The 23,926-nt window shown below is 70.1% G+C and carries 25 protein-coding genes; 7 read left to right on the forward strand and 18 right to left on the reverse strand.

Annotation, left to right across the window (positions count from 1 at the left end):
• Positions 1 to 22 precede the first annotated feature (22 nt).
• A complete protein-coding gene (locus AB0I18_RS10915; protein ID WP_363105087.1) occupies positions 23 to 406 on the reverse strand; it encodes a nuclear transport factor 2 family protein in 384 nt (127 codons plus the stop codon).
• 139 nt (positions 407 to 545) lie between these two features.
• On the opposite strand from AB0I18_RS10915, the gene AB0I18_RS10920 reads away from it, so the two are divergent.
• Together AB0I18_RS10920 and AB0I18_RS10925 are read left to right on the forward strand one after the other, a co-directional pair.
• Positions 546 to 2,396, forward strand: a complete 1,851-nt coding sequence (locus AB0I18_RS10920) for a prolyl oligopeptidase family serine peptidase (RefSeq protein ID WP_363105088.1) — start codon at positions 546 to 548, stop codon at positions 2,394 to 2,396.
• Positions 2,397 to 2,524: 128 nt separating this feature from the next.
• Positions 2,525 to 3,466, forward strand: a complete 942-nt coding sequence (locus tag AB0I18_RS10925; protein WP_363105114.1) for an SURF1 family protein — start codon at positions 2,525 to 2,527, stop codon at positions 3,464 to 3,466.
• 145 nt (positions 3,467 to 3,611) lie between these two features.
• On the opposite strand, the gene AB0I18_RS10930 is transcribed toward AB0I18_RS10925, so the two are convergent.
• The 4 genes from AB0I18_RS10930 to AB0I18_RS10945 form a co-directional block, all read right to left on the reverse strand.
• Positions 3,612 to 4,913: a hypothetical protein gene (locus AB0I18_RS10930; RefSeq protein WP_363105089.1), complete on the reverse strand. Its 1,302-nt coding sequence runs from the start codon at positions 4,911 to 4,913 to the stop codon at positions 3,612 to 3,614.
• A gap of 113 nt (positions 4,914 to 5,026) precedes the next feature.
• Positions 5,027 to 5,602, reverse strand: coding sequence for a SigE family RNA polymerase sigma factor (locus AB0I18_RS10935; RefSeq protein ID WP_363105115.1), 576 nt, complete (start codon positions 5,600 to 5,602; stop codon positions 5,027 to 5,029).
• A gap of 494 nt (positions 5,603 to 6,096) precedes the next feature.
• Positions 6,097 to 7,182 carry an aspartate-semialdehyde dehydrogenase gene (locus AB0I18_RS10940; RefSeq protein ID WP_363105090.1) on the reverse strand — a complete coding sequence of 362 codons (1,086 nt, stop codon included), beginning with the start codon at positions 7,180 to 7,182 and terminating at the stop codon, positions 6,097 to 6,099.
• Positions 7,182 to 8,456, reverse strand: coding sequence for an aspartate kinase (locus AB0I18_RS10945; RefSeq protein ID WP_363105091.1), 1,275 nt, complete (start codon positions 8,454 to 8,456; stop codon positions 7,182 to 7,184). Before AB0I18_RS10945 ends, AB0I18_RS10940 begins: the two co-directional genes overlap by 1 nt.
• A 293-nt stretch (positions 8,457 to 8,749) precedes the next feature.
• Between AB0I18_RS10945 and AB0I18_RS10950 the strand changes: the two genes are divergently transcribed.
• The gene (locus AB0I18_RS10950; RefSeq protein WP_363105092.1) at positions 8,750 to 9,493 is read left to right on the forward strand and encodes a response regulator transcription factor; all 744 of its coding nucleotides are present in this window, start codon (positions 8,750 to 8,752) and stop codon (positions 9,491 to 9,493) included.
• The gene (locus tag AB0I18_RS10955; RefSeq protein ID WP_363105093.1) at positions 9,490 to 10,884 is read left to right on the forward strand and encodes a HAMP domain-containing sensor histidine kinase; all 1,395 of its coding nucleotides are present in this window, start codon (positions 9,490 to 9,492) and stop codon (positions 10,882 to 10,884) included. Before AB0I18_RS10950 ends, AB0I18_RS10955 begins: the two co-directional genes overlap by 4 nt.
• On the opposite strand, the gene AB0I18_RS10960 is transcribed toward AB0I18_RS10955, so the two are convergent.
• Entirely contained in the window at positions 10,847 to 11,371 is a 525-nt protein-coding gene (locus tag AB0I18_RS10960; protein ID WP_363105094.1) for an SgcJ/EcaC family oxidoreductase, read from the reverse strand. The genes AB0I18_RS10955 and AB0I18_RS10960 overlap by 38 nt on opposite strands.
• A gap of 265 nt (positions 11,372 to 11,636) precedes the next feature.
• Here AB0I18_RS10960 and AB0I18_RS10965 point away from each other — a divergent pair, with 265 nt between their 5' ends.
• Entirely contained in the window at positions 11,637 to 12,371 is a 735-nt protein-coding gene (locus tag AB0I18_RS10965; RefSeq protein WP_363105095.1) for a sulfite exporter TauE/SafE family protein, read from the forward strand.
• A 21-nt stretch (positions 12,372 to 12,392) separates the two neighbouring features.
• Here AB0I18_RS10965 and AB0I18_RS10970 read toward each other — a convergent pair whose 3' ends face one another.
• The 5 genes from AB0I18_RS10970 to AB0I18_RS10990 form a co-directional block, all read right to left on the reverse strand.
• Entirely contained in the window at positions 12,393 to 12,971 is a 579-nt protein-coding gene (locus AB0I18_RS10970) for a Uma2 family endonuclease (RefSeq protein WP_363105096.1), read from the reverse strand.
• A 50-nt stretch (positions 12,972 to 13,021) separates the two neighbouring features.
• Positions 13,022 to 13,333, reverse strand: a complete 312-nt coding sequence (locus tag AB0I18_RS10975; protein ID WP_363105097.1) for a hypothetical protein — start codon at positions 13,331 to 13,333, stop codon at positions 13,022 to 13,024.
• Entirely contained in the window at positions 13,330 to 14,400 is a 1,071-nt protein-coding gene (locus AB0I18_RS10980; RefSeq protein WP_363105098.1) for a hypothetical protein, read from the reverse strand. The genes AB0I18_RS10975 and AB0I18_RS10980 overlap by 4 nt, the downstream gene beginning before the upstream one ends.
• A gap of 316 nt (positions 14,401 to 14,716) precedes the next feature.
• Positions 14,717 to 14,905: a DUF397 domain-containing protein gene (locus AB0I18_RS10985; RefSeq protein ID WP_363105099.1), complete on the reverse strand. Its 189-nt coding sequence runs from the start codon at positions 14,903 to 14,905 to the stop codon at positions 14,717 to 14,719.
• Complete coding sequence (locus AB0I18_RS10990) at positions 14,902 to 15,717, reverse strand: helix-turn-helix transcriptional regulator (RefSeq protein WP_363105100.1); 816 nt, start codon at positions 15,715 to 15,717, stop codon at positions 14,902 to 14,904. Before AB0I18_RS10990 ends, AB0I18_RS10985 begins: the two co-directional genes overlap by 4 nt.
• A gap of 84 nt (positions 15,718 to 15,801) precedes the next feature.
• On the opposite strand from AB0I18_RS10990, the gene AB0I18_RS10995 reads away from it, so the two are divergent.
• On the forward strand, positions 15,802 to 16,212 hold the full coding sequence (locus AB0I18_RS10995; protein WP_363105101.1) for a hypothetical protein: 411 nt from the start codon (positions 15,802 to 15,804) through the stop codon (positions 16,210 to 16,212).
• 168 nt (positions 16,213 to 16,380) lie between these two features.
• Here AB0I18_RS10995 and AB0I18_RS11000 read toward each other — a convergent pair whose 3' ends face one another.
• From AB0I18_RS11000 to AB0I18_RS11015, 4 genes are all read right to left on the reverse strand, one after another.
• Positions 16,381 to 16,545 carry a hypothetical protein gene (locus AB0I18_RS11000; protein ID WP_363105102.1) on the reverse strand — a complete coding sequence of 55 codons (165 nt, stop codon included), beginning with the start codon at positions 16,543 to 16,545 and terminating at the stop codon, positions 16,381 to 16,383.
• Between the two features lie 8 nt (positions 16,546 to 16,553).
• Complete coding sequence (locus AB0I18_RS11005) at positions 16,554 to 17,213, reverse strand: DUF5063 domain-containing protein (RefSeq protein WP_363105103.1); 660 nt, start codon at positions 17,211 to 17,213, stop codon at positions 16,554 to 16,556.
• A gap of 41 nt (positions 17,214 to 17,254) precedes the next feature.
• A complete protein-coding gene (gene recR, locus AB0I18_RS11010; protein ID WP_363105104.1) occupies positions 17,255 to 17,854 on the reverse strand; it encodes a recombination mediator RecR in 600 nt (199 codons plus the stop codon).
• A 141-nt stretch (positions 17,855 to 17,995) separates the two neighbouring features.
• Entirely contained in the window at positions 17,996 to 18,340 is a 345-nt protein-coding gene (locus AB0I18_RS11015) for a YbaB/EbfC family nucleoid-associated protein (protein WP_151485156.1), read from the reverse strand.
• Positions 18,341 to 18,668: 328 nt separating this feature from the next.
• Between AB0I18_RS11015 and AB0I18_RS11020 the strand changes: the two genes are divergently transcribed.
• Complete coding sequence (locus tag AB0I18_RS11020) at positions 18,669 to 19,457, forward strand: SLATT domain-containing protein (RefSeq protein WP_363105116.1); 789 nt, start codon at positions 18,669 to 18,671, stop codon at positions 19,455 to 19,457.
• A 111-nt stretch (positions 19,458 to 19,568) separates the two neighbouring features.
• Here AB0I18_RS11020 and AB0I18_RS11025 read toward each other — a convergent pair whose 3' ends face one another.
• The 3 genes from AB0I18_RS11025 to AB0I18_RS11035 all read right to left on the reverse strand — a co-directional run bounded on the left by AB0I18_RS11025 (position 19,569) and on the right by AB0I18_RS11035 (position 23,729).
• Positions 19,569 to 21,062, reverse strand: a complete 1,494-nt coding sequence (locus AB0I18_RS11025; RefSeq protein ID WP_363105105.1) for a M20/M25/M40 family metallo-hydrolase — start codon at positions 21,060 to 21,062, stop codon at positions 19,569 to 19,571.
• Between the two features lie 107 nt (positions 21,063 to 21,169).
• Positions 21,170 to 22,702, reverse strand: a complete 1,533-nt coding sequence (locus AB0I18_RS11030) for a substrate-binding domain-containing protein (RefSeq protein ID WP_363105117.1) — start codon at positions 22,700 to 22,702, stop codon at positions 21,170 to 21,172.
• 208 nt (positions 22,703 to 22,910) lie between these two features.
• Positions 22,911 to 23,729: a hypothetical protein gene (locus AB0I18_RS11035; RefSeq protein WP_363105106.1), complete on the reverse strand. Its 819-nt coding sequence runs from the start codon at positions 23,727 to 23,729 to the stop codon at positions 22,911 to 22,913.
• Positions 23,730 to 23,926 lie beyond the last annotated feature (197 nt).

Raw genomic sequence — 23,926 nt, forward strand, 5'->3', positions numbered from 1 at the left:
ACGGCGGGGCAGGCCGTGTCCCTCAGTAGCGCTCCACCAGGTGCTCCCGCCCCGGCGGCGGCTCGTACGGCTCGGGCCAGAAGTCCGTGATCTCCAGGATGCGGCCCTGGTCGTCGCCGGTGAAGAACGAGATGCCGTACATCTCCTCCAGGCCCACCGTGAAGTGGATCCAGCTGACGACCTGCCCGGGCTCGGCGACTATGCGCTCGACCCGCAGGTGCCAGTCGCCCGGATACTCCTGGTTGAACCGGACGTACGTCTCCCGCCCGCGGATGCGCTCGCGCGTCTGGGGCAGGGTGTAGAGGAAGTCCTCCGAGAGGGTCTCCGCGAAGGCCGCCCAGTCGCGGGCCTCCACCGCGGCCCAGTGGCTTTCCACTGTCTTGCGCAGATCGGTCGATGAGGTCATACGGCGATAGTGCACCCGGCCACTGACAATCGGCTCCGACCTGTGGAAAACCAGGACGCCGAGGCCGATGGCCGCGAAGTTGTCCACAGGCTGAGGACCCCGTCAGCGAAAAGTCGTCCGGTGCGGGCAGTATGGGGCCATGACTGAGAGCAACGGGGCCGCCCCGCACGAGGGGACCATGCCGGACTGGGAGAAGCGCTTCCGGGCGCCGCGGGTGTCCTTGCCGGACTGGGCGGAGGACGCACCGCACCGCTCCCTGTTCGTGTCGAACGCGACAGGGACGTACGAGTTGTACGCGTGGGACCGTGCGACAGGCGCCCAGCGCCAGGTCACGGACCGGACCAACGGGACGACGGACGGGGTGCTGTCCCCCGACGGCGAGTGGGTCTGGTGGTTCGACGACAAGGACGGCGACGAGTTCGGGATCTGGCGGCGACAGCCGTTCGCCGGGCACGGCGGTGAAAGCGGTGCGGGCGGCGCGTCCGTTCCCGACGAGCCGGCGGCGCCCGGTCTCGACCCCTCTTATCCCGCCGGGCTCGCGCTCGGCCGGGACGGACGGACGGCGGTCGTCGGCCGGTCCACCGACGAGGACGGCTCGACGATCTACCTGTCCCGGTCCGGTGAGGACCCCGTCGAGATCTACCGGCACCGGGAGTCGGCGGGCGTCGGCGACCTCTCGCACGACGGTTCGCTGATCGCGATCGAGCACACCGAGCACGGCGACGCGATGCACTCGGCGCTGCGGGTGCTGCGCAAGGACGGTTCGCCGGTCGCGGAGCTGGACGACACCAAGGGCGGCGCGGTCGAGCTGGGCCTGGAGGCGCTGGGCTTCGCCCCGGTCGACGGGGACACGCGGCTGCTCGTCGGGCACCAGCGGCGCGGGCGCTGGGAGCCGATGGTGTGGGACGTGGCGTCCGGCGAGGAGACGGACCTGGAGCTGACCTCGCAGCTCGAGGGCGACCTGAGCGCCGAGTGGTACCCGGACGGTTCCGCGCTGCTCGTGGTGAACAGCTTCGAGGCACGCAGCGAGCTGTGGCGGTTCGAGCTGGCGACCCGCCGTCTCGAACGGGTGCGGACGCCCCGGGGCACGGTGTCGGGAGCCACGGCCCGTCCGGACGGCAGCGTGGAGTACCTGTGGTCGTCGGCGGAGGAGCCGCCGGTGGTCCGCTCGACGTCGGGCGAGGTCGTCCTGGACGCACCCGGCATGAAGGCACCCGCGTCGGTGTCCGTCGGGGACGTGTGGGTGACCGGTCCCGGTGGCACCATCCACGCCCTGGTCCAGCGGCCGGCGGACGTGACGGGTCCTCTCCCCACGGTCTTCGACATCCACGGCGGCCCGACCTGGCACGACAGCGACTCGTTCGCGGCGGGCCCGGCGGCCTGGGTGGACCACGGGTACATGGTGGTCCGGGTCAACTACCGGGGCTCCACCGGGTACGGGCGGGAGTGGACGGACGCGCTCAAGCACCGGGTCGGCCTGATCGAGCTGGAGGACATCGCGGCCGTACGGGAGTGGGCGGTCTCGTCCGGGTTCGCCGACCCGGACCGGCTGATCCTCACCGGCGGCTCCTGGGGCGGATACCTCACGCTCCTCGGTCTCGGTACGCAGCCCGACGCGTGGGCGCTCGGCATCGCCGCGGTGCCGGTCGCTGACTACGTCACGGCGTACCACGACGAGATGGAGGCCCTGAAGGCGATGGACCGCACGCTGCTCGGCGGCACACCGGAGGAGGTCCCGGAGCGCTTCGAGGCGTCGTCCCCGCTGACGTACGTCGACTCGGTGAAGGCACCGGTCTACATCTCCGCCGGGGTCAACGACCCGCGCTGCCCCATCCGCCAGGTCGACAACTACGTGACCCGGCTCGCCGCGCGCGACGCCGTCCACGAGGTGTACCGCTATGACGCGGGGCACGGTTCGCTGGTCGTGGACGAGCGGATCAAGCAGGTCAGGCTGGAGCTGGACTTCGCGGAGCGGCACCTGGGCCGGTAGCGGAGCGGCACTGGGCCGGTAGCGGCCGGACACGGCCCCGATGCCGGATGCGATGCCTTGCGGGAGCTCGGCCGAGAACAGGCACCCCCTCGGCCCAGCCCCCGCAAGGGCCCCGTACCTTGGAGGTTGTGTACCGGTTCCTGCTGACGCCCCGCTGGTGGGGGATCAACGTCTTCGTGCTGTTGGCCATCCCCTTCTGCGTCTTCATGGGGTCGTGGCAGTTGAGCCGGTTCGAGGACCGGGTCCAGGACCACCGTGACGCGGGCGAGCAGGCCACGGCGGCCAAGACGCAGGCGGCCCGGCCACTCGCCGAGCTGCTCCCCGTGGACAAGGTGACCTCGGGCAAGCAGGCCACGGTGGTGGGCCGGTACGGGAAGCAGTTGCTCGTGCCGGACCGGGAGCTGGACGACAGGCGCGGCTTCTACGTGCTGACGATGCTGCGTACCGACGAGGGCAAGGCCCTGCCGGTGGTCCGGGGCTGGCTCCCCGGTGACGCGGACCCCGCGAAGGCACCGGCGGCTCCGGCCGGCGAGGTCACCGTGACCGGCGCGCTGCAGGCGTCGGAGACCCCGGGGTCGAACGGTGTGAGCGCGGCCGGTGGCCTCCCCGCCGGCCAGACCGGCGCGATCAGCTCGGCGTCGCTGGTGAACCTCGTGCCGTACGACCTGTACGACGCCTGGGTCACCCTCGCCGAGGCCGACGCCGGGATGAAGGCGGTGCCCGCGACGGCTCCGTCGGACACGGGCCTGGACCTGAAGGCGTTCCAGAACCTGGGCTACACCGGCGAGTGGTTCGTCTTCGCGGGCTTCGTGGTCTTCATGTGGTTCCGGCTGCTGCGGCGCGAGGTGGAGTTCGCGCGGGACGTGGAGCTGGGCCTCGCGGAAGACGCCTCCGCGGACGGGACCGAGACGGACGGGGCCGAGACGGACGAGATTCAGGCTGCCGGGACCCGGACGGACGGGACTCGGGCGGGCGGCGACAAGGCCGACGACAGCGAGGCCGGTGCGGCCGGTGCGGCCGGTACCGAGAACGGCACAGCGGCGAAGGCGTCGAGCTCTTCCACGGCCTGACTTGTACGGCGGCCCGACTTGCACGGCGGGTCACTTGCACCGCGGCCCGACTTGCACGGCCTGCCCGGGACCATCGACCCCGCGCCAACCACCCCGCCCAAGCTCCGGGCCCGATCTCAGGACCCGGGCTCCGCAGGACTCAAGTTCAGGCCCCGGCCAGCAACCCGGTCCGGTAGACCGTTCCCGCGCAGGCGTTGGACACGGTGGCCGAAGCGATCGGTGCGCCGCCCTCCGCCGAGTAGGACACCACGACGCTTCCGTCCTGGACGCCGTCCGCCCTCATGAGCTGCGGGCTGACACCGCTGGTGCCCTCCGAGGTCGTACCGCCGCTGTCCCCGGTCGTGGGGTCGGCCGTGGGCGTCGGCTCCGTCGAGGGGTCCCCGCCGTTGCCACCGTTGCCGCCGTTACCGCCATTGCCACCGTTACCGCCGGTGTCACCTGCGGGCGGACAGGACTCCGAGGGCACCCAGGCGAACTGCATCTCGTACGCCGCGCCCGGCTTCAACGGCAGGGAGGCGAGGTAGGTGGACGGGTCGGGCAGGCTGGTCGCCGGGCCGCCCGCCGCGTGAACGGCAGTATTGAGCTTGGCCGGGTCCGCCGCGCTCACCGCGCCCGCGGAGATGGAGCCGGGACCGGTGACCGTACAGACGGCGGCCGAGATGTTGGTGATGCGGAACGTGCCGTAGACCGCGCCGACGGCGTCCGGCGCGCCGAGGACGGTGCCGGAACTGCCGAGCTGTGTGGACGTGCAGGCAGGCATGTTCGCGGCGGAGGCGGACGGCTGCGACCCGGTGGATCCGGCGCTCGTCCCCTTGCCCTTGCCCGGCTCTTTCTTCTTGCCGTCCTTGTCCTTGTCCTTGGCCTTGCCGGAGGAACTGCCGGAGTCGCTGCCCGCGTCGGTCTGTCCCTTGCCCTCGCTCGACCCCTGGGTCTGCGTGGTGTTGCCCGCCATGGACGGGTCGGCGTTGGGGCCGGTGGCGTTCGAGACGTGCAGCAGGGCCGGGACGGCCGTGCCGATGAAGAGCGCGGCCGCTGCCATGCCGACGACGGCCTGCCGCTTGCGCGCCCGCCGGGCCGGTACCGCACGCCGCAGATGGTCCAGCGTGCCGTCGGTCGGCTCGATCTCCTCCACGGCCTGGTGCATCAGTCTGCGCAGCGCGAGTTCGTCGGACTCGAGCGTGTCCAGGCCTGGCCGCCGCGTACCGGATCCGGCGGTGCCGAACACCTGCGCACCGAGTACGTCGGCACCGCGCCCGGCCGGGCGCGTCGGCTCCGAGTTCATCGATGCCGAGCTCATCCACTCCGGGTCCGCGTCCCCCGTATCCGCGTCCCCCGAGCTCGCGTCCCCCGCGTCCGGGGCGTCCGCGTCCGGGGCGTCCGACGGAATGTCCGTGTCCGAGAAACCCGGGTCTTCCGGGCCCGAGTTCTCCGATGGGCCGTGATTCACAGTTTCGTTCCCAGCGTGCTGCTCATGCTCGTTGTGGTCGCGTGCGCCGCGACCCTCGCCGTTGTCGCCGTCCTCGCGACCGTGTCCATTGTGACGCGCCCTGTCGTACCCACTCATGCCTGCGCCTCCATGACGACGCGCAGCGCCGCGATGCCGCGCGAGCCGTAGGCCTTCACCGAACCCAGCGATATGCCGAGGGTCTCGGCGGCCTGCGCCTCGGTCATGTCCGCGAAGTACCGCAGGACCAGGACCTCGCGCTGGCGTCTCTGGAGCCCCTTCATCGCCTTGATCAGGGCGTCGCGCTCCAGCTGGTCGTACGCGCCCTCCTCCGCGCTCGCCATGTCGGGCATCGGCTTGGAGAGGAGCTTCAGGCCGAGGATGCGGCGGCGCAGCGCGGAGCGCGACAGGTTGACGACCGTCTGGCGCAGATACGCGAGGGTCTTCTCCGGGTCGCGAACCCGCTTGCGCGCCGAGTGCACCCGGATGAACGCCTCCTGGACGACGTCCTCGCAGGACGCGGTGTCGTCGAGGAGGAGCGCCGCGAGGTGCAGCAGCGACCGGTAGTGGGCGCGATAGGTCTCGGTCAGGTGGTCGACGGTCGTGCCGGCCGCCAGGGCTTCGTCGGTGCCCTCGCGCTGGTTCGGTATGCGGGTAGGCCGCGCTGCGGGCATGGGGGCGATCACCGGCATGCCGCCGCCGGACGCGCCGGACGTGCGGGGTCGGCGGGGCGGACGCAGGGCACCGCCGAGAGCGGCGCCGCGCGTCGGGACGGTGAATTCGAGTACCTCAGCCACGCCAGTTGGACACGTTTCCCCCCGTCGGGGTTGTACGCGACAGGCATTACTTTTGCGTCAGGCTGCGCACCACGGCCAGCGCGGCCGTCTGACAGTGCGTCAAATGCCCTCATGCATACCAGCTCTTCCCTTATGCCCCAATTGAACGCAGCACCCGGACGCCCCCTGAAGGGCGACCGCAAAGACGCTCCCCGCCCTCCGCGCGGTTGCGGAGAACGGGGAGCAAAATCTTCGAACGCCAGAGGCCTCGACACAAGTGGTCCGGACCAGCGTCCAGCCACAAAACTCACACAGATTCTACAAATTTTTCCAGTTTCGGCCAGAAGATTTCCGGGGCGGACCACTCCGAACGCTGTGACCAGTCACAACGCCGCGCACAACTCCGCCGCTCACAGCTCCGCCGCCACCAACTCCGCGATCTGCACCGTGTTCAGCGCGGCACCCTTGCGCAGGTTGTCCCCGCACACGAACAGTTCGAGCGCCGTCGGATCGTCGAGCGCCCGCCGCACCCGCCCGACCCAGGTGGGATCCGTACCCACCACGTCGGCCGGCGTCGGGAACTCCCCCGCCTCCGGATTGTCGAAGAGCACGACCCCGGGGGCCGTGGCGAGGATCTCGCGCGCCCGGTCCACCGTCACCTCGTCCTGGAAGCAGGCGTGGACGGTCAGCGAGTGCGCGGTGACGACCGGCACGCGTACGCAGGTGACGGCGACGCGCAGATTCGGCAGCCCGAGGATCTTGCGGGACTCGTCCCGCACCTTCATCTCCTCCGAGGACCACCCGTCCTCCCGCGCCGTCCCGGCCCACGGCACCACGTTGAGCGCCACCGGCTCCGGGAACGGCCCGGTGTTGTCCCCCACCGCCCGCCGTACGTCACCGGGGGTGGTCCCCAGTTCCGTACCGGCGACGAGCGACAGCTGCTGCCGCAGGGTGTCGACGCCCCGGCGCCCGGCCCCGCTCACCGCCTGGAACGCGGTCACCACCAGCTCGCGCAGCCCGAACTCGGCGTGCAGCGCGCCCAGCGCCACGATCATCGACAGGGTCGTGCAGTTGGCGTTGGAGACGATGCCGCGCGGCCGGACGCGGGCGGCGTGCGGATTGACCTCGGGCACCACCAGCGGCACCTCGGGATCCATCCGGAAGGCGCCCGAGTTGTCCACCACAACGACACCCTTGGCGGCCGCGAGTGGCGCCCACCGCTCGGCGACCTCGTCCGGTACGTCGAACAGCGCGACGTCGACCCCGTCGAAGGCCTCCTCCGTCAGGGCCACCACCTCGACCTCCTCGCCGCGCACGGCCAGCTTGCGGCCGGCCGAGCGCGGCGAGGAGACCAGACGGATCTCGCCCCAGATGTCCGCGTGCTGGGACAGGATCTGGAGCATGACCGTGCCGACGACCCCGGTCGCTCCCACGACCGCGAGCGTCGGCCCTGCGGATCCGGGTCGCACGGTCCCGGATCCCACGGTTTTGGCCATCAGCGGCCGGTGCCTCCGTAGACGACTGCCTCGTCGCTGTCGGAGTCGAGCCCGAAGGCGGTGTGCACGGCGCGCACGGCCTCGTTGACGTCGTCCTGGCGGGTCACGACCGAGATGCGGATCTCAGATGTCGAGATCAGCTCGATGTTGACGCCCGCGTCGGACAGCGCCTGGAAGAAGGAGGCCGTGACCCCCGGGTTGGTCTTCATCCCCGCGCCGACCAGGGAGATCTTGCCGATCTGGTCGTCGTAGCGCAGCGAGTCGAAGCCGATCGCGTCCTTCGCCTTCTTCAGCGCGTCGATGGCCTTGTGGCCCTCGGCCTTCGGGAGGGTGAAGGAGATGTCGGTGAGGCCCGTGGAGGCCGCCGACACGTTCTGCACGATCATGTCGATGTTGATCTCGGCGTCCGCGATCGCGCGGAAGATCACCGCGGCCTCGCCCGGCTTGTCCGGGACGCCGACGACCGTGATCTTCGCTTCGGAGATGTCGTGAGCAACTCCGGAGATGATGGCGTGCTCCACCTGCGTGTCCCCTTGCGGATTCTCGTTGCTGACCCAGGTGCCCGGCAGTCCCGAGAAGGACGAGCGGACGTGGATCGGGATGTCGTAACGGCGTGCGTACTCGACGCAGCGGTGCAGCAGCACCTTGGAACCGGAGGCGGCGAGCTCCAGCATGTCCTCGGAGGCGATCCAGTCGATCTTCCGGGCCTTCTTCACCACCCGCGGGTCGGCGGTGAACACACCGTCGACGTCCGTGTAGATCTCGCAGACCTCGGCGTCGAGGGCGGCGGCCAGCGCGACGGCGGTCGTGTCGGACCCGCCGCGCCCCAGCGTGGTGATGTCCTTCTTGTCCTGGCTGACGCCCTGGAAACCGGCGACGATCGCGATGTTGCCCTCGTCGAGCGCCGTCCTGATGCGGCCCGGCGTGACATCGATGATGCGCGCTTTGTTGTGGACGGAGTCGGTGATCACGCCCGCCTGGCTGCCGGTGAAGCTCTGGGCCTCGTGGCCCAGGTTTTTGATCGCCATCGCCAGCAGGGCCATGGAGATCCGCTCTCCGGCGGTCAGCAGCATGTCGAACTCACGCCCGGCAGGAATCGGGGATACCTGCTCGGCGAGATCGATCAACTCATCCGTCGTGTCACCCATCGCCGACACCACGACAACGACCTGGTGGCCGTTCTTCTTGGCGTCGACGATTCGCTTGGCGACACGCTTGATGCCCTCGGCATCGGCTACGGAGGAGCCTCCGTACTTCTGCACGACAAGGCCCACGTGCGCTCCTCGCTCAATCCGTCTGGTACCGCATGAGTGCGGTCGGCTCAGTCTAACGAGCGGCCGAATTCCACCCCGGAGATATCGCATCGTGAGATGTCCCGCTCACAAGTTGATCACTCCGGCTGTCTGGCCGGCTGTCTGGCTGTCCGCCTTCCTGCCTTCCCTCCATCGGGGCAGTCCCGGCCGCTCCAGGACCGCATCTGCCCTGCGCACCCGATCCTCACTCCCAAAGTGCGCCTCGTCACACCCATGACCGGGCACCTTAAATTTCAAGCACTAAGGTTCCGCTTGTGCGCGTACTCCTGGTTGAAGACGACGAGCCGGTCGCCCAGTCGCTCCGGCGCGGGCTGCAGCGCTACGGATTCGAGGTGGCGTGGGTCGCCACGGGCGGTGACGCCCTGGCCCACGGGGACCCGTACGACGTCGTACTGCTCGATCTCGGCCTGCCCGACACCGACGGGCTCGACGTCTGCAAGGCCCTGCGGGCGCGCGGTGACGTGCCGATCATCGTGATCAGCGCGCGCAGCGACGAGACGGACCGCGTCGTCGGCCTGGAGCTCGGCGCCGACGACTACGTCTCGAAGCCCTTCGGCGTACGTGAGGTCATCGCGCGGATAAGGGCGGTGATGCGGCGCGTCCAGCCGCGTACGGCCGCGGAGAGCGGCCCGGACCGGTACGGGTCCCGGCTGACCGTCGACCGCAAGGCGGCCCGCGTACGCCTGGACGGTGCCGAGGTGGCCCTCACGCCCAAGGAGTACGACCTGCTGGCCTTCCTCACCGAGGAGCCGGGCGCGCTGATGTCGCGCGAGCAGATCATGGAAGCGGTCTGGGACGCGAACTGGTTCGGCCCGACGAAGACGCTCGACGTCCACGTGGCGGCGCTGCGGCGGAAACTGGCGGGTGCCATCGCGATCGAGGCGGTACGGGGGGTCGGCTTCCGCCTGGAGATCATCAACGGAGCCGAGACCGGCACCGGCGACACCGGCGACGGCGCCGGCAGCAACACCGGCAGTAGCGGCAGCGGCGTCTCATGATCAGCCAGCTCGTCCGCAGCTACATCCTGCTCGTCGCGATCGCCATCGCGCTGTTCACCGTCCCGGTCGCCTTCACACTCACCGACCAACTGCGCGACGACACCCGGCTGTCCGTCCTCCGCGAGGCCAGGACCATGGCCCTGCTGCTGGGCAACGGCAACTCCGCCTCCTGCCAGGCACTGGACGAGATGGCCGGGGCGTACAGCGTCGAGACACCCGGCAAGGTCCAGGTGATCACCACCGGCGAGCGGAGCTGCGCGCCTGGCCTGCTCCGGCCGGAGCAGGACGCGGCGCTGACCAAGACCCTGCGGCGCGGGGGCGAGACGACCGACTGGGGCTCGGACTTCATCTGGGGCGAGAACCTGGTGATCACCGTCCCCGCCCGCGAAGCCACGGCGGACCGCGAGAGCAAGGGTCCGGTCGTGGGCGCCGTAAGGATCGTGTACTCGACCGACACCCTCACCTCGCGGCTGTGGACGATCTGGGGCTTCCGGGCCGGGCTGGCCGCCGCCGTCCTGGCGGCCGCGGCCGGTCTCGGCGTCCTCGTCGCCCGCCGACTCACCCGCCCGCTGCGCCAGCTCAACGACATGGCGACCCGTTTCAGCGACGGCGATCTCACCGCCCGCTCACCGGTGACGGGCCCGCACGAGACCCAGCAGCTGGCCCGCACGCTCAACTCGGCCGGCGAGCGCCTCGACAGCCTGATCGGCTCGCAGCGCGTCTTCGTCGCCGACGCCTCGCACCAGCTGCGTACGCCCCTGACGGCGCTGCGCCTCTCCCTGGACAACATCGCGGACGGCGTCGACGACGAGTTCGTACGGGAGGACGTGGAGCAGGCCACCTCCGAGGTGGTCCGGATGAGCCGCCTGGTGAACGGCCTGCTGGTGCTCGCGCGCGCGGAGGCGAAGGTGTCCGCCGCCGAGCCGCTGCAAATCCTCGACGTGATCGAGGAGCGGTTCTCGGTCTGGAGGCCGGCCGCCGACGAGCGCGGTGTGACCATCGCGCTGGAGGAGGGGGTCGACGGCCGGCCGCTCGTGCTGGCCAGCCCGGGTCACCTCGACCAGGTCCTCGACAACGTGCTGTCGAACGCCCTGGAGGTGTCCCCGGACGGCGCCACGATCACCGTCCGGGTGTCGGCCCGTGCCGACGAGGTGCTGCTGTCCGTGCTGGACCAGGGTCCGGGGATGTCCGACCAGGAGAAGTCCCGCGCCTTCGACCGCTTCTGGCGCGGCCAGGGCCTGACGGGCCGGGCCGGCTCGGGGCTCGGCCTGGCCATCGTCAAGCAGCTGGTCACGGATGACGGCGGTGCGGTGGTACTGAGGGACGCCCCTGGTGGGGGGTTGTGCGTGCGGTTCAGCCTTCGGCGGGCAGCACCGAAGAGTGGTGGTTGACGATCAGCCACTCGCCGCCACGCTTCTCGTACTCGTACGTGTAGCGGGCCTCCAGCTCCTTCTTCTCACCGGTCTTCGGGTCGGTGAGGTGGAACTCGTAGATCCCGGCGTCGATCGCCGAGTTGGAGTCCAGGACGTTGATCACCGATCTGATCTTCTCGCCCGACGGCTTCTTCAGCAGGAAGTGCTCGAAGTAGTCGACGATCTCCGCACGGTCCGTACGGATCTTGGGCGACGCGGTGGGCAGGAGCACGGCGTCCGGGGCGTAGCGGTCGGCGACCTTCTCCGCGTCACCGGTCTGCAGGGCGTCGTTCCAGCCGTCGAACAGCGCGGCGATCGTCGCCTTGGTGGCCTTCGCGGACTTGGCCTTCGCGGGCTTCGCCTGGTGCGCCGGCTCGGCCTGGCTGACACCGACGGTGACGGCTCCGGCGGTGACGAGGGCGGCGGCGGTGACGATGACCGCACGGGTCCGTATGTGACGCTTCATCACAACTCCAGTGTTACCGAGGGGGGTTTGAGTTGCTCCCGGTGGGAACGCTCCCAACCCTCTCGTTACGCTGGTAAAGCTCTGGCCAGCACATGTCCAGCACAGAGCCAAGGTTCGTCCAATTCAAGCCATGGTCGCGATGGCCGATGTTTTTCGCCGTACTACGTTCTCCTGCTGGACATGTTCCCGGCAGCCCCTGTCGGCAAGTTGCTCATATGGCCTGGTGACAGGGCGAAGAAGAGGCAGGGAAGGGAAGGGGCCAGCCATGGCGGGCGGTTGGGAGGCCGGCTTGCTGCTGGGCGGGATCGTGATGCTCGGCGCGTCGGTGCAGTGGCTGACGGGCATGGGGTTCGCACTCGTCGCCGTACCCGCGCTGGCGCTGCTGCTCGGCCCGGCACAGGGCGTCGTCCTCGCCAACTGCGCCTCGGGCGCGATCTGCCTGGTCGGCCTCGCGGGCGGCGGCTGGCGGCTGGTCCGGCTCGGCGCGATGGTGCCGCTGTGCGCGGCGGCGGCCTGCACGGTCCCGGCCGGAACCTGGCTGGCCCGCCGCCTGCCCGAGCCCGAACTGCTGGTCTTCATGGGCGCCTTGGTGACGGCGGCCGTCCTGTTGGTGCTGCGCGGCGCCCGGGTACCCGCCCTGCGCGGAGGCGGCGGCGCGGTCGCCGCGGGCGCGGTCGGCGGCTTCATGAACTCGGCGGCCGGGGTGGGCGGCCCCCCGGTCTCCCTCTACGCGGTCAACGCGGGCTGGACGGTACGGGAGTTCGTACCGAACGCGTTCTTCTACGGAGCCGTGGTCAACGTGTTCTCGGTCGCGGCGAACGGGGTGCCCCGGCTGAGCGCGCCGGTGTGGGGGTTGGCGGTGGCCGGGATGGTGGTGGGGGGTTTGATCGGCAGGGGGCTCGCGGGGCGGGTGCCGGAGAAGCAGGCCCGGCTGCTGGTGCTGCTGCTGGCGTTGGGGGGCGGGGTCACGACTCTGGCCAAGGGGTTGTGGGGGTTGTAGGGACCGCGTCTCTCAGCTCCCTCAACCCACGAACTCCTTGAGTTCCTCGGTCTCCAGGGTGAAGCCGACAGGGACCGGGATCTTGACGGATGCCCCGAACGGCTCCTTCAGCTGCCGACGGTAGCGGCCGTCCTCCGGATCAGTGAAGACGGTGACCGAGCAGTCGTCCCGGTCGATGAGCAGGTACACCGGGATGCCTGCAGCCGCGTAGCCGTCGGGCTTCTCGATCCGGTCCCGCCGGTCGGTGTCGGCGTCGAACGAGGTGACCTCAACAGCCATAAGCACTCCCGGGGCATCCGACCACTCCCCGTGCCCCTTCGGGAAACCGAAGGGTGCCAGAACGCCGTCAGGACGAGCACGGCCCTTGCGATAGCGCTCGACCTTCATCCCGCGCTCCCCGTACAGCCACAATTCGGGACGGTGCTGCATACACATCCTCTGCAACCACGCGATGATCTGGTCGTGATCACCATCGGTCACTGGCTTGACCTGGACCTTCCCATTGATGAACTCCAACCGCACGTTCTCCGGCGCGCGGCTGGCCAACTCCTCGAACTCCTCGACGGACATCTGGGGCCGGTCTGCGGTCATGGGGGTCATGGGGTCGCCTCCTTGCCACCATGGTGCCCCGACCGGCACGTCCTGCAAGCTCATACGTCGCCGTCCTCTCTCGATGGACCGTCCCTCGCGTCGTCGCAGACCCCGAAAAGCCGCCGGGCCCAGGCACTGGCCTCCGCTTGTTCCTCTGCGGTGATGGGCCCGTACTCCGCCTCGTACTCCCGCATGGCCGCGAGACCAGCGGCCCGCCGTTGCTCGTGGTTCGGGTGAGTGCCGAGGTACTCCTCGACTGCATCCGCCACCACGGCGTCGACAGAACGCCGATCCGCCTGTGCGTACCCCTGAAGCCGGGCGATCAGGACCGCGTCGAGCCGCAGGGTCAGGTGCCCGTTCTCGACCGTCACGGCTTCCAGCGCCTCGGCGGGAGGCCGTTCGCGATGCGGTCGCGGTTGTCGCGGTAGTGATAGTGGACGCGGTCCTCGATGGGCACGGGGCGGAACGTGTCGGACACGGGTCCGCCCGTACGCCGCTCCAGCTTCTGCTTGAGGAGACGGGCGGTCGCGGTGCCCATGTGGGCGATCTCCTCGAAGCCCTTCTTGACGTCCTCCGGCGTCATCCCCAGCTCCGCCTCCTCCGCGAGGCACTCCTCGCACACGCCCCGTTCGATCTTCGCCGTCCGCTCGTCCGCGTCGCAGGTGGCGCACGCCATGATCACGCGGGTCACGCGAGCGCGGAGGGGGCGGCCGGAGCTGGTCTCGGCGGTGTCGTTCTTCTTCGGAGGCATCTTGTTCTCCAGTCGGATGCGGGCGAGACCGCCCGGGTTCGTGATGGTGGGCGGCAGCCCGTCGGTCAGTGCGCGAGCCATGTCGGCCGGGGTGGCGCCGCGTGCCAGCCACTGGGCGGCGAGGGGTTCGAGCGCTCGGCACTCGGTTTCGGAGAGGGTCATACGGGCGTCTGCGGCGCGGAGTTGGGCGAGTGCGCGGTACGCGGCGCTGGGCTCGGGGGTCGGTTCCGCGTCCGGAGCCGGCTCGGCGGCCGGGGGCGGGGCCGAGGTTGGGGCCGGGGCCGGGGCCGAGGTTGGGGTTGGGGTTGGGGCGGACGGCTGGGACTCCGTTCGGGCCAGGCCCGGCTGGTGGTTCCGCGTCACGTCCTTGCCTCGGCGCTCGCGTGCGAACTCCGTCCACCACTCCCGCGACCTGGGCGTACGCGACCAGTACGTCCGCGTCACCCATCGCATCGAGCCGTCCTCGACGGTGATGTGCTCCTTGATCCAGCGGAGGTGGCCGACCTCGGTGAGGCTCCTGAGAGACGTACGGGATGCCTGCTGGCCGTGGCGGGGGTGTTCGGCCGCGATCACCTTGTGCCCCATCGCGTGGCCGTCGTCGAGGTGGTCGATGAAGACGGCGAACTCGGCGTCCCGGGGGCACAGATGCGCGAAGTCCGCGTCCGCGTGTGGGGATTCGTCACCCACGGCGCGCTTTCCGTAACCCGTTTTGGCCATGGGGTGGGTGGTGCGCGGCAGGGCAGGGCTAGGCTGGGCGTAAGCCACGGTCGAACTCTCGATTCGATGCGTAGGTCTAGGCCTCGGAGCCGGTGTTGGCGCACCGACCGAGGCCGATCTATTTGCCGCGAACCTAGAGTGGCTTTACGTTCTGATGCAAGCTGATCACGGAACGTCACCCTTACGAGTTACGCGCCCTCAACTCATGTACAGACTTGGTTGGTTGGGTAGATCCATCTTTGAAAACCCAAACCAAAACCCAGAAGAGGAGCTCGGGTCTCGGGGCTCAAGCTCCGGGTTGAACTGCGGAGATGAAGGCGGACCAGGCCGGGGTGGGGACCCTCAACTCTGGGCTGTTGGGGGCCAGTTTGGTGTCGCGTATGTGGGTGGCTACGGGGGCGAGGGCGACTTCGACGCAGGCGCCGCCCTCGTCGTCGCTGTAGCTGGACTTGAACCACTGCAACTGCTCGCTCATAGCTGATCCACCATCCGCTCGATGAAACGGGCCGACTCAGCGGGGCTGAGAGCCTGCGCGCGGATCATGCTAAGCCGCTCCATCACTCGGCTGACAACCTCCGGATCAGCCGACAGTTCGCTGGCGAACGGGCCTTCCGTGAAGGCGAGCCGCTCGTGTTCGCGGGTCTCCAGTAGCACCATGGGCCCCATGAGCGCGGCGGTGACAGCTCGCTCGAAGGGGAGCACCTGCAACACGACGTTCCGCAGTGAGGCCGATTCCAGTAGTCGGTGCAGCTGCTTGGCATTCACCTGAGGGCTGCGCAACACCGCTTCGTAGAGTACGAAGCTCAGGCCCACCGGAGGCTTCCGATCCGTGAGGATGGACTGCCGTTCCATACGTGCCGCGATCCGCTCCTCGACGGTCTCCTCGTCCAGAGGCGGGTAGCGGTTCTCGATCAACGTTCGCGCATACTCCTCCGTCTGCAACAGGCCGGGGATCAGCGTGACTTCGTACCACCAGAGACTGATCGCCTCCCTCTCGTGCTGCATGAAGTCCTGCGCCCGTGCGGGGAACTTCTCCCTCTGCAAGTACTGCGTGGCCGCACTCAGCAGCCCTTCCGCACAACACAGCTCATCCGCCGCATCGAGGGCGCGCGGCGTCGGCATCCGTACGCCTTGCTCCATTGCCTTGATGGTGTCCGGTGAGTAATTGGCGGCGGCGCCCAGCTCCTCGCGGCTGATGTTCGCCTTCATGCGCCAGCGCTTCATCTGGTTGCCGCTGTAACGCCAGTTGATCGGCGACGGCGTAGCGGCGTTGTACTGGACTGACACTGCGGCCACCTTCCACGGCTACACCCCGGCGCGTAGCGCTCCAGTCACTACCGAGAGTAGCCTCGCGACCGCCACCGTGTGACCATGACGAACGCACTCCCCCACTACCGCCCCGCCTGGGTCCCCCTCGCCGGCCACCAACTCCGCGTGTCCGGGATCTACTTCGACACGCTCCGCATCCAGGGTGTTCGCGGTGAACAGGTCGCCGCGGCCCTCATCGAGGCGGCGGACGGTGACGCGGGACCCGTCGTCTGCGAGGCGGTCGGGTTCCGGTGGATGTACTTCCTGCTGGCACCGGGGGCGGCGAAGGCGCGCGAGTGGCCGCTGGGCGTGCAACGGTTCGGCGGGGTCGGGACCCGCACGGTCACGTACATCGGCATCCCGGCTCTGGACGGGAACACCTGGCCGTTGCAGTGGTACAGCGAGCCGACACCGAGCACACCGTACGTGGACCCGGCCCGACTGCACGCGACGCTCGGCCTACTCGACGCGTGACGCACCGCTATGCGAGGGCCGCCTCGAAGACCCGGCGATGGGCGGCGGTGTACGCGTGCTCCCGCCGGGACCAGGCGATCCGGACAACGCCCTTGGTGAGGCGCCCCCCGGCCAGCGGGACCACGTCATCAGAGGTGTCGGCATACCGCCAGTTCCTCCTGGCCGGGGTCAGGCCTGCTCCTCGCGGATCTCCGGCAGTCGATACCCCGCCACGTACGCCTCGGTCGCCGTGCGTGCCGCGTGCCTGCGGGATTCCCATTCGGCGTCGGTGACGTCGGGCTGGTTCTCCCGCAGGCGGCGCTTGGTCTCTGACCAACTGCTGTACTGGCCCATCGGGTTGGCTACTTGACCGTCCGCAACCCCAGTGGCTCCGCGATCTCCTCCACCATCACCTTGCCGGCTGCCTCAGCGAGAGCGTCCTCGCTGAGGTCCTGGTCGGTGTCGAGGCCGTCCAGTTCTTCCAGGGGTTGGTTCAGGCGGACGTGGGCTACCAGGGACTGGAGGGCGCGGAGGGTGGCGGAGGCGGTGGAGCCCCAGTTGGAGAAGTAGGAGAACTGCCACCACCAGAGGGCCTCGGTGGTGCGGCCCGCGCGGTAGTGGGCCATGCCGTGGCGGAGGTCGGTCATGACGTCGGCCAGGTCGTCGGAGATGCGGGCCGGGACCGGGGCCTTGCGGGGCTCGTACGGGTCGAAGACCTCGGAGTAGACGTCGACCGGGTCGAGCATCAGCGCGAGGCGTTCGCGGAGTCCGTCGACGTCCGGCTCGGGGCCCAGGTCGGGCTCGTAGCGCTCGTCGGGGACGATGTCCTCGTGTGCGCCCAGCCGGCCGCCCGCGAGCAGGAGCTGGGAGACCTCAAGGAGGAGGAAGGGGACGGCCGAGTCCGGCTCGTCGCCCTTCGCGACCTCGGTGACCGCTACGAGGAAGCTCTCGATCTGGTCCGCGATCTGGACCGCGAAGTCGTCGGGGTCCTGGCTGGTCGCGTGCAGCGTGGCGTCAGACATCTAGAAGCCGACCTTCCTCATGAACTTCCTCAAGAACTACCTCAGACATCCAGCAGCCGCCTTCCCTCGAAGGCGCGGCCCAGGGTGACCTCGTCGGCGTATTCCAGGTCACCGCCCACCGGGAGACCGCTGGCCAGGCGGGTCACCCTGAGGCCCATGGGCTTGATCATGCGGGCGAGGTACGTGGCCGTGGCCTCGCCCTCCAGGTTCGGGTCCGTGGCCAGGATGAGCTCCGTCACCACGCCGTCGGCCAGCCTCGCCAACAGCTCCCTTATACGGAGGTCGTCCGGGCCCACGCCCTCGATCGGGCTGATCGCGCCGCCCAGGACGTGGTACTTGCCCCGGAACTCACGCGTCCGCTCGATCGCGACCACGTCCTTCGGCTCCTCCACCACGCAGATGACGGAGAGGTCGCGGCGGGTGTCGCGGCAGATGTTGCACAGGTCTTCCTGTGCGATGTTGCCGCAGGTCGCGCAGAAGCGGACCTTCGCCTTGACCTCCATCAGGCACTGCGCGAGACGGCGCACGTCCGTCGGCTCCGCCTGGAGGATGTGGAAGGCGATCCGCTGCGCGCTCTTGGGACCGACGCCGGGGAGCCGCCCCAGTTCGTCGATGAGGTCCTGGACCACGCCTTCGTACAACGGATTGCCTTCCTGTTCCCACTCGCTCGCTCAGTCGGTCAATGGGTACTTGGTACTGGGTACGTACCGTAGTCGGGCTTGCCTTCTTGGTACGTACGGTAGTTGGCGCCCGGCCTTCTTAGAAGAGACCGCCGGGTTGACTTAGAACGGCAGGCCAGGGATGCCGCTGCCGCCGCCCAGTCCCTGGGCCAGCGGGCCGAGCTTCTGCTGCTGGAGTGTCTGGGCGTTCTCGTTGGCCGCCTGGACCGCCGCGACGATCAGGTCGGCGAGGGTCTCGGTGTCCTCGGGGTCCACGGCCTTCGGGTCGATCTGCAGCGCGCGCAGTTCGCCGGAGCCCGTCACCGTCGCCTTCACCAGGCCGCCGCCCGCCTGGCCGTCGACCTCCGTGCGCGCCAGTTCCTCCTGCGCGTTCGCGAGGTCCTGCTGCATCTTCTGGGCCTGCTGGAGCAGCTGCTGCATGTTGGGCTGGCCACCACCGGGAATCACGATCAGCTCCTGGTTTCGTACGGCTGGGAGTACTGCGGTGAGTACTGCTGTGTGCATTGCCTGCGGGCGCCGCTGTGTACGGCTGTGGCGGTGTTTTCCGCCCTGGCACGAGCCTACGTGGTCCGCGGGGCCGTCGCCCCAGCACTCTTTCGAGTGAGACAACCGATTGGCCTATACCTGATCAAGACCCACGTCCGAGCGGAAAACCACCGAAACCGGGGCCATCGCCACCCATTGGGAGGTAGTAAGGACGCGGCGCATGAGCACCTCGCGCCACGTTACCGTCACGCAACGTAACGATAGGGAGTGTCGGGTGAGCCAGCCGGACATGCACCCCGAGGGGTCGGCCCAGAACGACGGTCGGGGCGACGGCCCGGACGACGGCCAGGGCGAGGGTGCTCGGCGCGACGGAGCGCGGCCCGGGTTCCTGCGGCCCGGTGAACCGGGGCCCGTGGACCTGATGGGGCGGCCGTTTCCGCTCGGGGACTGGGGGGAGCCGGCCGAGCGGCTCCACGAGCTGTACCGGTGGGTGGAGGCGGGGGCGCTGACCACGGCGTCCTGGTATCTCGCCGACCGGGTGTGGAAGCGGCGCGGGGCGCGGGCGCTGCGGGGTGGGGCGGCCGTGGGGGCGCTCGCCGGGGCGGCGCTGCCGGTGCTCGATCTCACGGGGGTGGTCGGTGGGGCCGCGGCCTGGGGGTATCTGGCGTTGGTGCTCGGGGTCGCGTGTGTGGCGGGGGACCGGTACTTCGGGGTCACCTCGGGGTGGATAAGGGATGTGGCCACCGCGCAGGCCGTGCAGCGGCGGTTGCAGGTACTTCAGTTCGACTGGGCCTCGGAGTGTGTGCGGGAGATTCTTGGGCCGACGGACGGGACGGCCGGGGAGGCTGCCGAGCGGTGTCTCGGGGTGTTGCGGCGGTTCTCCGAGGATGTGACGGAGTTGGTGCGGGCGGAGACCGCGGACTGGATGGTCGAGTTTCGGACCGGGTCCGCTCCTCTTGCCATCCAGGCCGGTGGGGGTGGGGTGGCTCGGGGGGATGTGGCTCCGCCTGGGCGGCCTCCGTTGCCGCCGGGGGCTCGGCCGAACATGCCTCGGCAGCGGCCGCCCGAGCCTCGCTGAAAGCCCTTTTTCGCCCCCGCCGCCCCTACCCGTCCCATCGCTGGGGGCTACGCCCCCAGACCCCCCTTCGGCCTGGACGGCCTCGTCCTCAAACGCCGGACGGGCTGAAAATCAGGCTTGCGGGGCCGGGTATGCCACCGGGCTCCGCAGGCCCGCCCTGTTCACCGCTCGTACGCCGAAGGAGACGTTGTCCTTCGACAGGTCGACCTTGTGGGTCGTTGCGTCGCCGACCGGGATTACGTGGGTCCACTCGGGGGCTGTGGTCTCGCGCCAGACGATCTCGTAGCCGGCGAGGTCGGGTTCGGGGCCTCGGGTCCAGGTCAGCTGGGTGGAGTTGGTGAGGTCGGCGGTGAGGATCTTGGCGTCTCGTGGGGTGCCGGGGGCCTGCGCCATGGTCCACAGGGCGGCCGCGTTGACCTTGGCCACGCGGGCGATGAAGGGGAAGTCGCAGAACTCCGGCAGGTCCCCGTACTGCTTCCCGTCCTCGACCCGTACGTCCTGGTGCTGGTGGGCGAAGTCCTCGGTCGGCTCCGTGAAGCGGGCGGCGGGATAGCCGCGTTCGAGGAAGGGGATGTGGTCGCCGCCCCGGCGATAGCGGTCGCGGCGGTAGATGACCCGTACGTTCATGCCCGTCGCGGAGTTGTCCGCCGTGTCCCGGACGAAACGGGCCAGCTGGCGGGACGGGGAGTCGTTCTCGCCGCCCACCGAGCGGCGTGTCGCGGCCTGTTCGGGGGTTTCGGAGGACGGGACGCCCTCCGCGAAGAGGCGGATCGTGTGGGGGTCCTTCGTGCCGTCGTCGGCCTTCGGGCTGCCGATGATGTCGTTGGTGAACATGCCCTGCACGTCCGCGCCCGCCGCCTTGAACCGCGAGGCCATGTGCGCGGCCCCGTACAGCCCCTGCTCCTCCCCCGCCACCGCCGCGAAGACGATCGTGGCGGCCGGGCGGCGGGTCGCCATCACCCGGGCCAGTTCCATCGCGACGGCCACGCCCGACGCGTCGTCGTCCGCGCCCGGTGAGTCCGAGGTGGCGTCCATGACGTCGCTGACGCGGGAGTCGTAGTGGCCGGAGACGACGTAGATCCGCTCGGGGGCCACCGAGCCGCGCAGGGTCGCCACGACGTTCGTGATGCGGGTCGCGACCGGGATGCGGGACGCGGGTTCCTGGACGTACGACTGGAGTTCGGCGGTCATCCGGCCGCCGGACCTGGCGGCGTACGAGCGCATCTCCGCGAGGATCCAGTCGCGGGCCGCTCCGATACCGCGGTCCGGGTCGTCCTGCGTGGAGAGGGTGTGCCGGGTGCCGAAGGAGACGAGTTTGCGGACGGTCGCCTCGATGCGGGCCGGGTCGATCTCCCGTAACAGGGCGCGGAGTTCACGGGAGGGCGGCTGAGCCGTGGCCGGCGGGCGCGCGCCCGGCTTCTCGGCCTCGGCCGGCGCCGCGGGCCTCGCGGGCGTGTCCGCCAACTCGGCCGTCGGCACGGACGTGGCCGCCGCCGCGGGCGCCGCCGACGGACCCACCGAGACGGCTCCGGCGGCCGCCGTCGCGGCCAGGACGGCTCTTCTGCTGGGGCGGGTGGGCGGTACGGGTGGCGTGGTGGGTGACATGGCTCCATGGTTGTGCGCGCGTCCGGCGCACACAAGGGTCCCTGCCGCCTCCCGGCGGGGACGGGGACGGGGACGGGGACGGGGACGGGGACGGGGACGCCGGTCGGTCATCCCTCGACGCAGATCCGCTGCCCCACCGGCGTCGAGCACGGCAGGTGCCCGTGCGTCCGGATCACGTCCTGTCCGCTGCCCCGGCTGATGTAGGTGAGGAAGCTGGAGACGAGCGAGTCGGCGGGCGGCGAGCCGTACGTGTACGCGTACTCGATCTCGCGGTACGGATAGTCGCTCGTGCCGTGTTCGATCTCCTCGACGGACGGGTCGTGGCCGTCCAGGGTGACCCGGTGCACGCCCTCGTAGCCGGTGGCGAGGTTGAGTTCGCTGTAGCCGATGGCGCCCGGGGTCTTCGCGACCGTGCTCAGCACCTGGTCGGTGGAGAAGAGTTCGCAGCGCACGACCGGGGCGGACGGGTAGTCCTTGCGTACGCAGTCGGACGAGGTGTTGGCGCCCTCGTTCCGTTCCAGGACACGACGCTGGAAGACCTTGCGCGTACCGGAGTTGGCGTCGCGGCTGATCAGGCGCACCGGCAGGTCGGGGCCGCCGAGCTGCTTCCAGTTGCTGATCTCGTCGTTGTAGAGGCGGCGTACGTCCTTGGTCGAGAGGTTCTTCACCGGGAGGTCCTGGTGGGCGACGAGTACGAAGACGGAGACGGCGACGCGGGTCTCGCGCAGTTCGCGAAGGCCGCTCGGTTTGCGGCCGTCGGAGAGGGCGATCATCGGCGGGGAGCCGTTCTTCGACTTGGCGCCGAGGGCGTCGAGTTGCTGGGCTCCGGCCGTGGAGCCGTGCGGGTCCACGTCGATCGACGCGCCCTCGCAGTCGTCCTCGTACTTGTCGGCCAGCTCCCGCATCACCGGCCCGAACGCCGTCGAACCGGTGACCGTCAACTCGCCCTGCTCGCAGCCGATCGGCGGCGGGGTGTCGTCGCGGCCGACCACGATGACGGCGAGCGCGAGGACGCACAGGGTGAGCAGCCCGGTGATCAGCCGTGAGGCCCGGCTGAACAGGGGCGGCTTCTCGTCCGGGGTCGCACTGCGGTTGGGGTGCACCTCGCCGTCGCGGATACCGCCGATGAGCCGTATCCCGCTGCCCACATCGCCGCCGGACAGCAGCACGAGCAGCTTGAAGTGCTCGCCGCGGTTGAGCGGGACGCGGGGGATGCGCAGGGTGCTGTCCTGGTAGCCGAGCCCGTTCGACGGGGTGAAGTGGTCCATGAGGTGGTCGGTCTCGGGCGGCTGGGTCACCGAGACCCCGCGGATGACACGGTCCGTGAACACCGCGGTCAGGCCGTGCCGTTCGCGTCCCGTGTAGTCCATGTCGGCGATGCTCTGCGAGCCGTCGTTCTCGATCCGGAGCAGGACGAGGGTCGCGTCGGCCATTCCCGGTGCCTCGTCGAACAGCCCGAGCCGGACGCTGGCTCTGCCGAGCCGGACGTCGTCCCCTATCGGGTTGTCCATCTGGACGCGGTAGCCGATCCGTTTGCGGCGCGGGACCCGGCGCTCGTACCAGACCATGATTCCCGAGGCCGCGATGCCGACGAACGCCGTGCCCACGGCCACCAGGTTCTCTGCGCTCAGCCACTCCACTGGGTGCCCCCACCACTCCCCGGAGTCCGACGGTTCGGACACTGTACGAGCGGGGAGCACGGCATTCCGCTGAGGACGGCTGAAGTTCAACAGCTGTTCAGGGGCGCCCACTTCAGGGACACCCACTTCACGGGCGGCCGCTTCAGGGGCGGCCGCTTCAGAGGCGGTCGGTCGCTGCTGCTGCTGCTGCTTGGTGTACGTCAGTTCTTCACTGCTTGGTGTACGTCAGTTCCTCGCCGTTGCCCGTGTTCACCCGGCGGAGGCGGCCGTCCGGGAGGATCGTCAGTTCCGAGGCCGCACCCGGGGTGCAGGAGGTCGCCGGTTCGCCGACGGTGACCTCGGACGGGCCCATCCGGAGCGGGCCGCCGTCGGCCGGGGCCTCGGCCAGCTCCGCCTCGAACACGCAGTGGTACGCGCCGGCGCCCGCCGGACCGTCCGCCGTGAGCGCGAGGACCGTGTCACCCACCTCGCCCTGCTGGATGGTGAGCCGGCGGCTGTTGCTGCCCGTGTCGTTGTCGATCGACGCGCTCCACGTACCGAGGTACTCGGTGGGGATCGCGCCGTCCGTCGGCGTCTGCTCCTGTGTGGTCGGCGGCTGGGTCGTGGGGTCCTGTGTGCCGGGGCCCGGGGTGGTGGGCGCGCCGGTCGTCGGGAGCGGGGTGGGGTCGCCTTCGGCGCTGCTGCTCCCCTCGCCCTTCATCAGCGTGTAGACCGAGGCACCCGCGCCGAGCGCGACGATCAGGGCCACCGCGATCAGCGCGGCGGTGGAACGGCCGCTTCTTCGCGGGGGCTCCTGCTGGGGTCCGACTCCCGGGCCGTACGGGGGAGTGGGGCCGTAGGGAGGGGTCGGGCCGTAGGGCGGGGTCGAGCTCGGAGGGGGCGGGTAGCCGTAGCCGGCGGGCTGGGGGTGTTGCTGGGGGTAGCCGTATCCGCCGTAGCCGTAGTCGTAGGCGGGGTGGATCGGCGGGCGGTCTGCGGGTGCGGCGGTCGGTGTCGGTGGGGGTGTCCGGGGCAGGCCCGTGGTCATGGTGGGGAGGTGGTCGAAGGGGGCGGCTCCGCCGGGGGTGCCTGGTGGGGGCGGGGGTGGGGATGCGGCGTCGGGGGTGGGGGCGTGTTCGGGGGTGGGTGCTGTGCCGGGGGAGCCCGGGGGGTTTTCGCCCCCGCCGCCCCTACCCGTCCCATCCCTGGGGGGGGGGGCCCCCCCCCCCCCCCCGATGCGGCTGG

The organism is Streptomyces sp. NPDC050704 (assembly GCF_040654355.1).
In the GTDB taxonomy this organism is placed as follows: domain Bacteria; phylum Actinomycetota; class Actinomycetes; order Streptomycetales; family Streptomycetaceae; genus Streptomyces.

Bases quoted from the DNA above. Each gene is read 5' to 3' on its own strand.
- AB0I18_RS11020 (WP_363105116.1), top strand. From the start codon at position 18,669: ATGCACCCCGAGGGGTCGGCCCAGAACGACGGTCGGGGCGACGGCCCG.
- AB0I18_RS10935 (WP_363105115.1), bottom strand. From the start codon at position 5,602: ATGCCGGTGATCGCCCCCATGCCCGCAGCGCGGCCTACCCGCATACCG.
- AB0I18_RS10965 (WP_363105095.1), top strand. From the start codon at position 11,637: ATGGCGGGCGGTTGGGAGGCCGGCTTGCTGCTGGGCGGGATCGTGATG.
- AB0I18_RS11025 (WP_363105105.1), bottom strand. From the start codon at position 21,062: ATGTCACCCACCACGCCACCCGTACCGCCCACCCGCCCCAGCAGAAGA.
- AB0I18_RS11035 (WP_363105106.1), bottom strand. From the start codon at position 23,729: ATGACCACGGGCCTGCCCCGGACACCCCCACCGACACCGACCGCCGCA.
- AB0I18_RS11005 (WP_363105103.1), bottom strand. From the start codon at position 17,213: ATGTCTGACGCCACGCTGCACGCGACCAGCCAGGACCCCGACGACTTC.
- AB0I18_RS10970 (WP_363105096.1), bottom strand. From the start codon at position 12,971: ATGACCCCCATGACCGCAGACCGGCCCCAGATGTCCGTCGAGGAGTTC.
- AB0I18_RS10995 (WP_363105101.1), top strand. From the start codon at position 15,802: ATGACGAACGCACTCCCCCACTACCGCCCCGCCTGGGTCCCCCTCGCC.
- AB0I18_RS11000 (WP_363105102.1), bottom strand. From the start codon at position 16,545: ATGGGCCAGTACAGCAGTTGGTCAGAGACCAAGCGCCGCCTGCGGGAG.
- AB0I18_RS10960 (WP_363105094.1), bottom strand. From the start codon at position 11,371: ATGAAGCGTCACATACGGACCCGTGCGGTCATCGTCACCGCCGCCGCC.
- AB0I18_RS10940 (WP_363105090.1), bottom strand. From the start codon at position 7,182: ATGGCCAAAACCGTGGGATCCGGGACCGTGCGACCCGGATCCGCAGGG.
- AB0I18_RS10915 (WP_363105087.1), bottom strand. From the start codon at position 406: ATGACCTCATCGACCGATCTGCGCAAGACAGTGGAAAGCCACTGGGCC.
- AB0I18_RS10920 (WP_363105088.1), top strand. From the start codon at position 546: ATGACTGAGAGCAACGGGGCCGCCCCGCACGAGGGGACCATGCCGGAC.
- AB0I18_RS10985 (WP_363105099.1), bottom strand. From the start codon at position 14,905: ATGAGCGAGCAGTTGCAGTGGTTCAAGTCCAGCTACAGCGACGACGAG.
- AB0I18_RS10955 (WP_363105093.1), top strand. From the start codon at position 9,490: ATGATCAGCCAGCTCGTCCGCAGCTACATCCTGCTCGTCGCGATCGCC.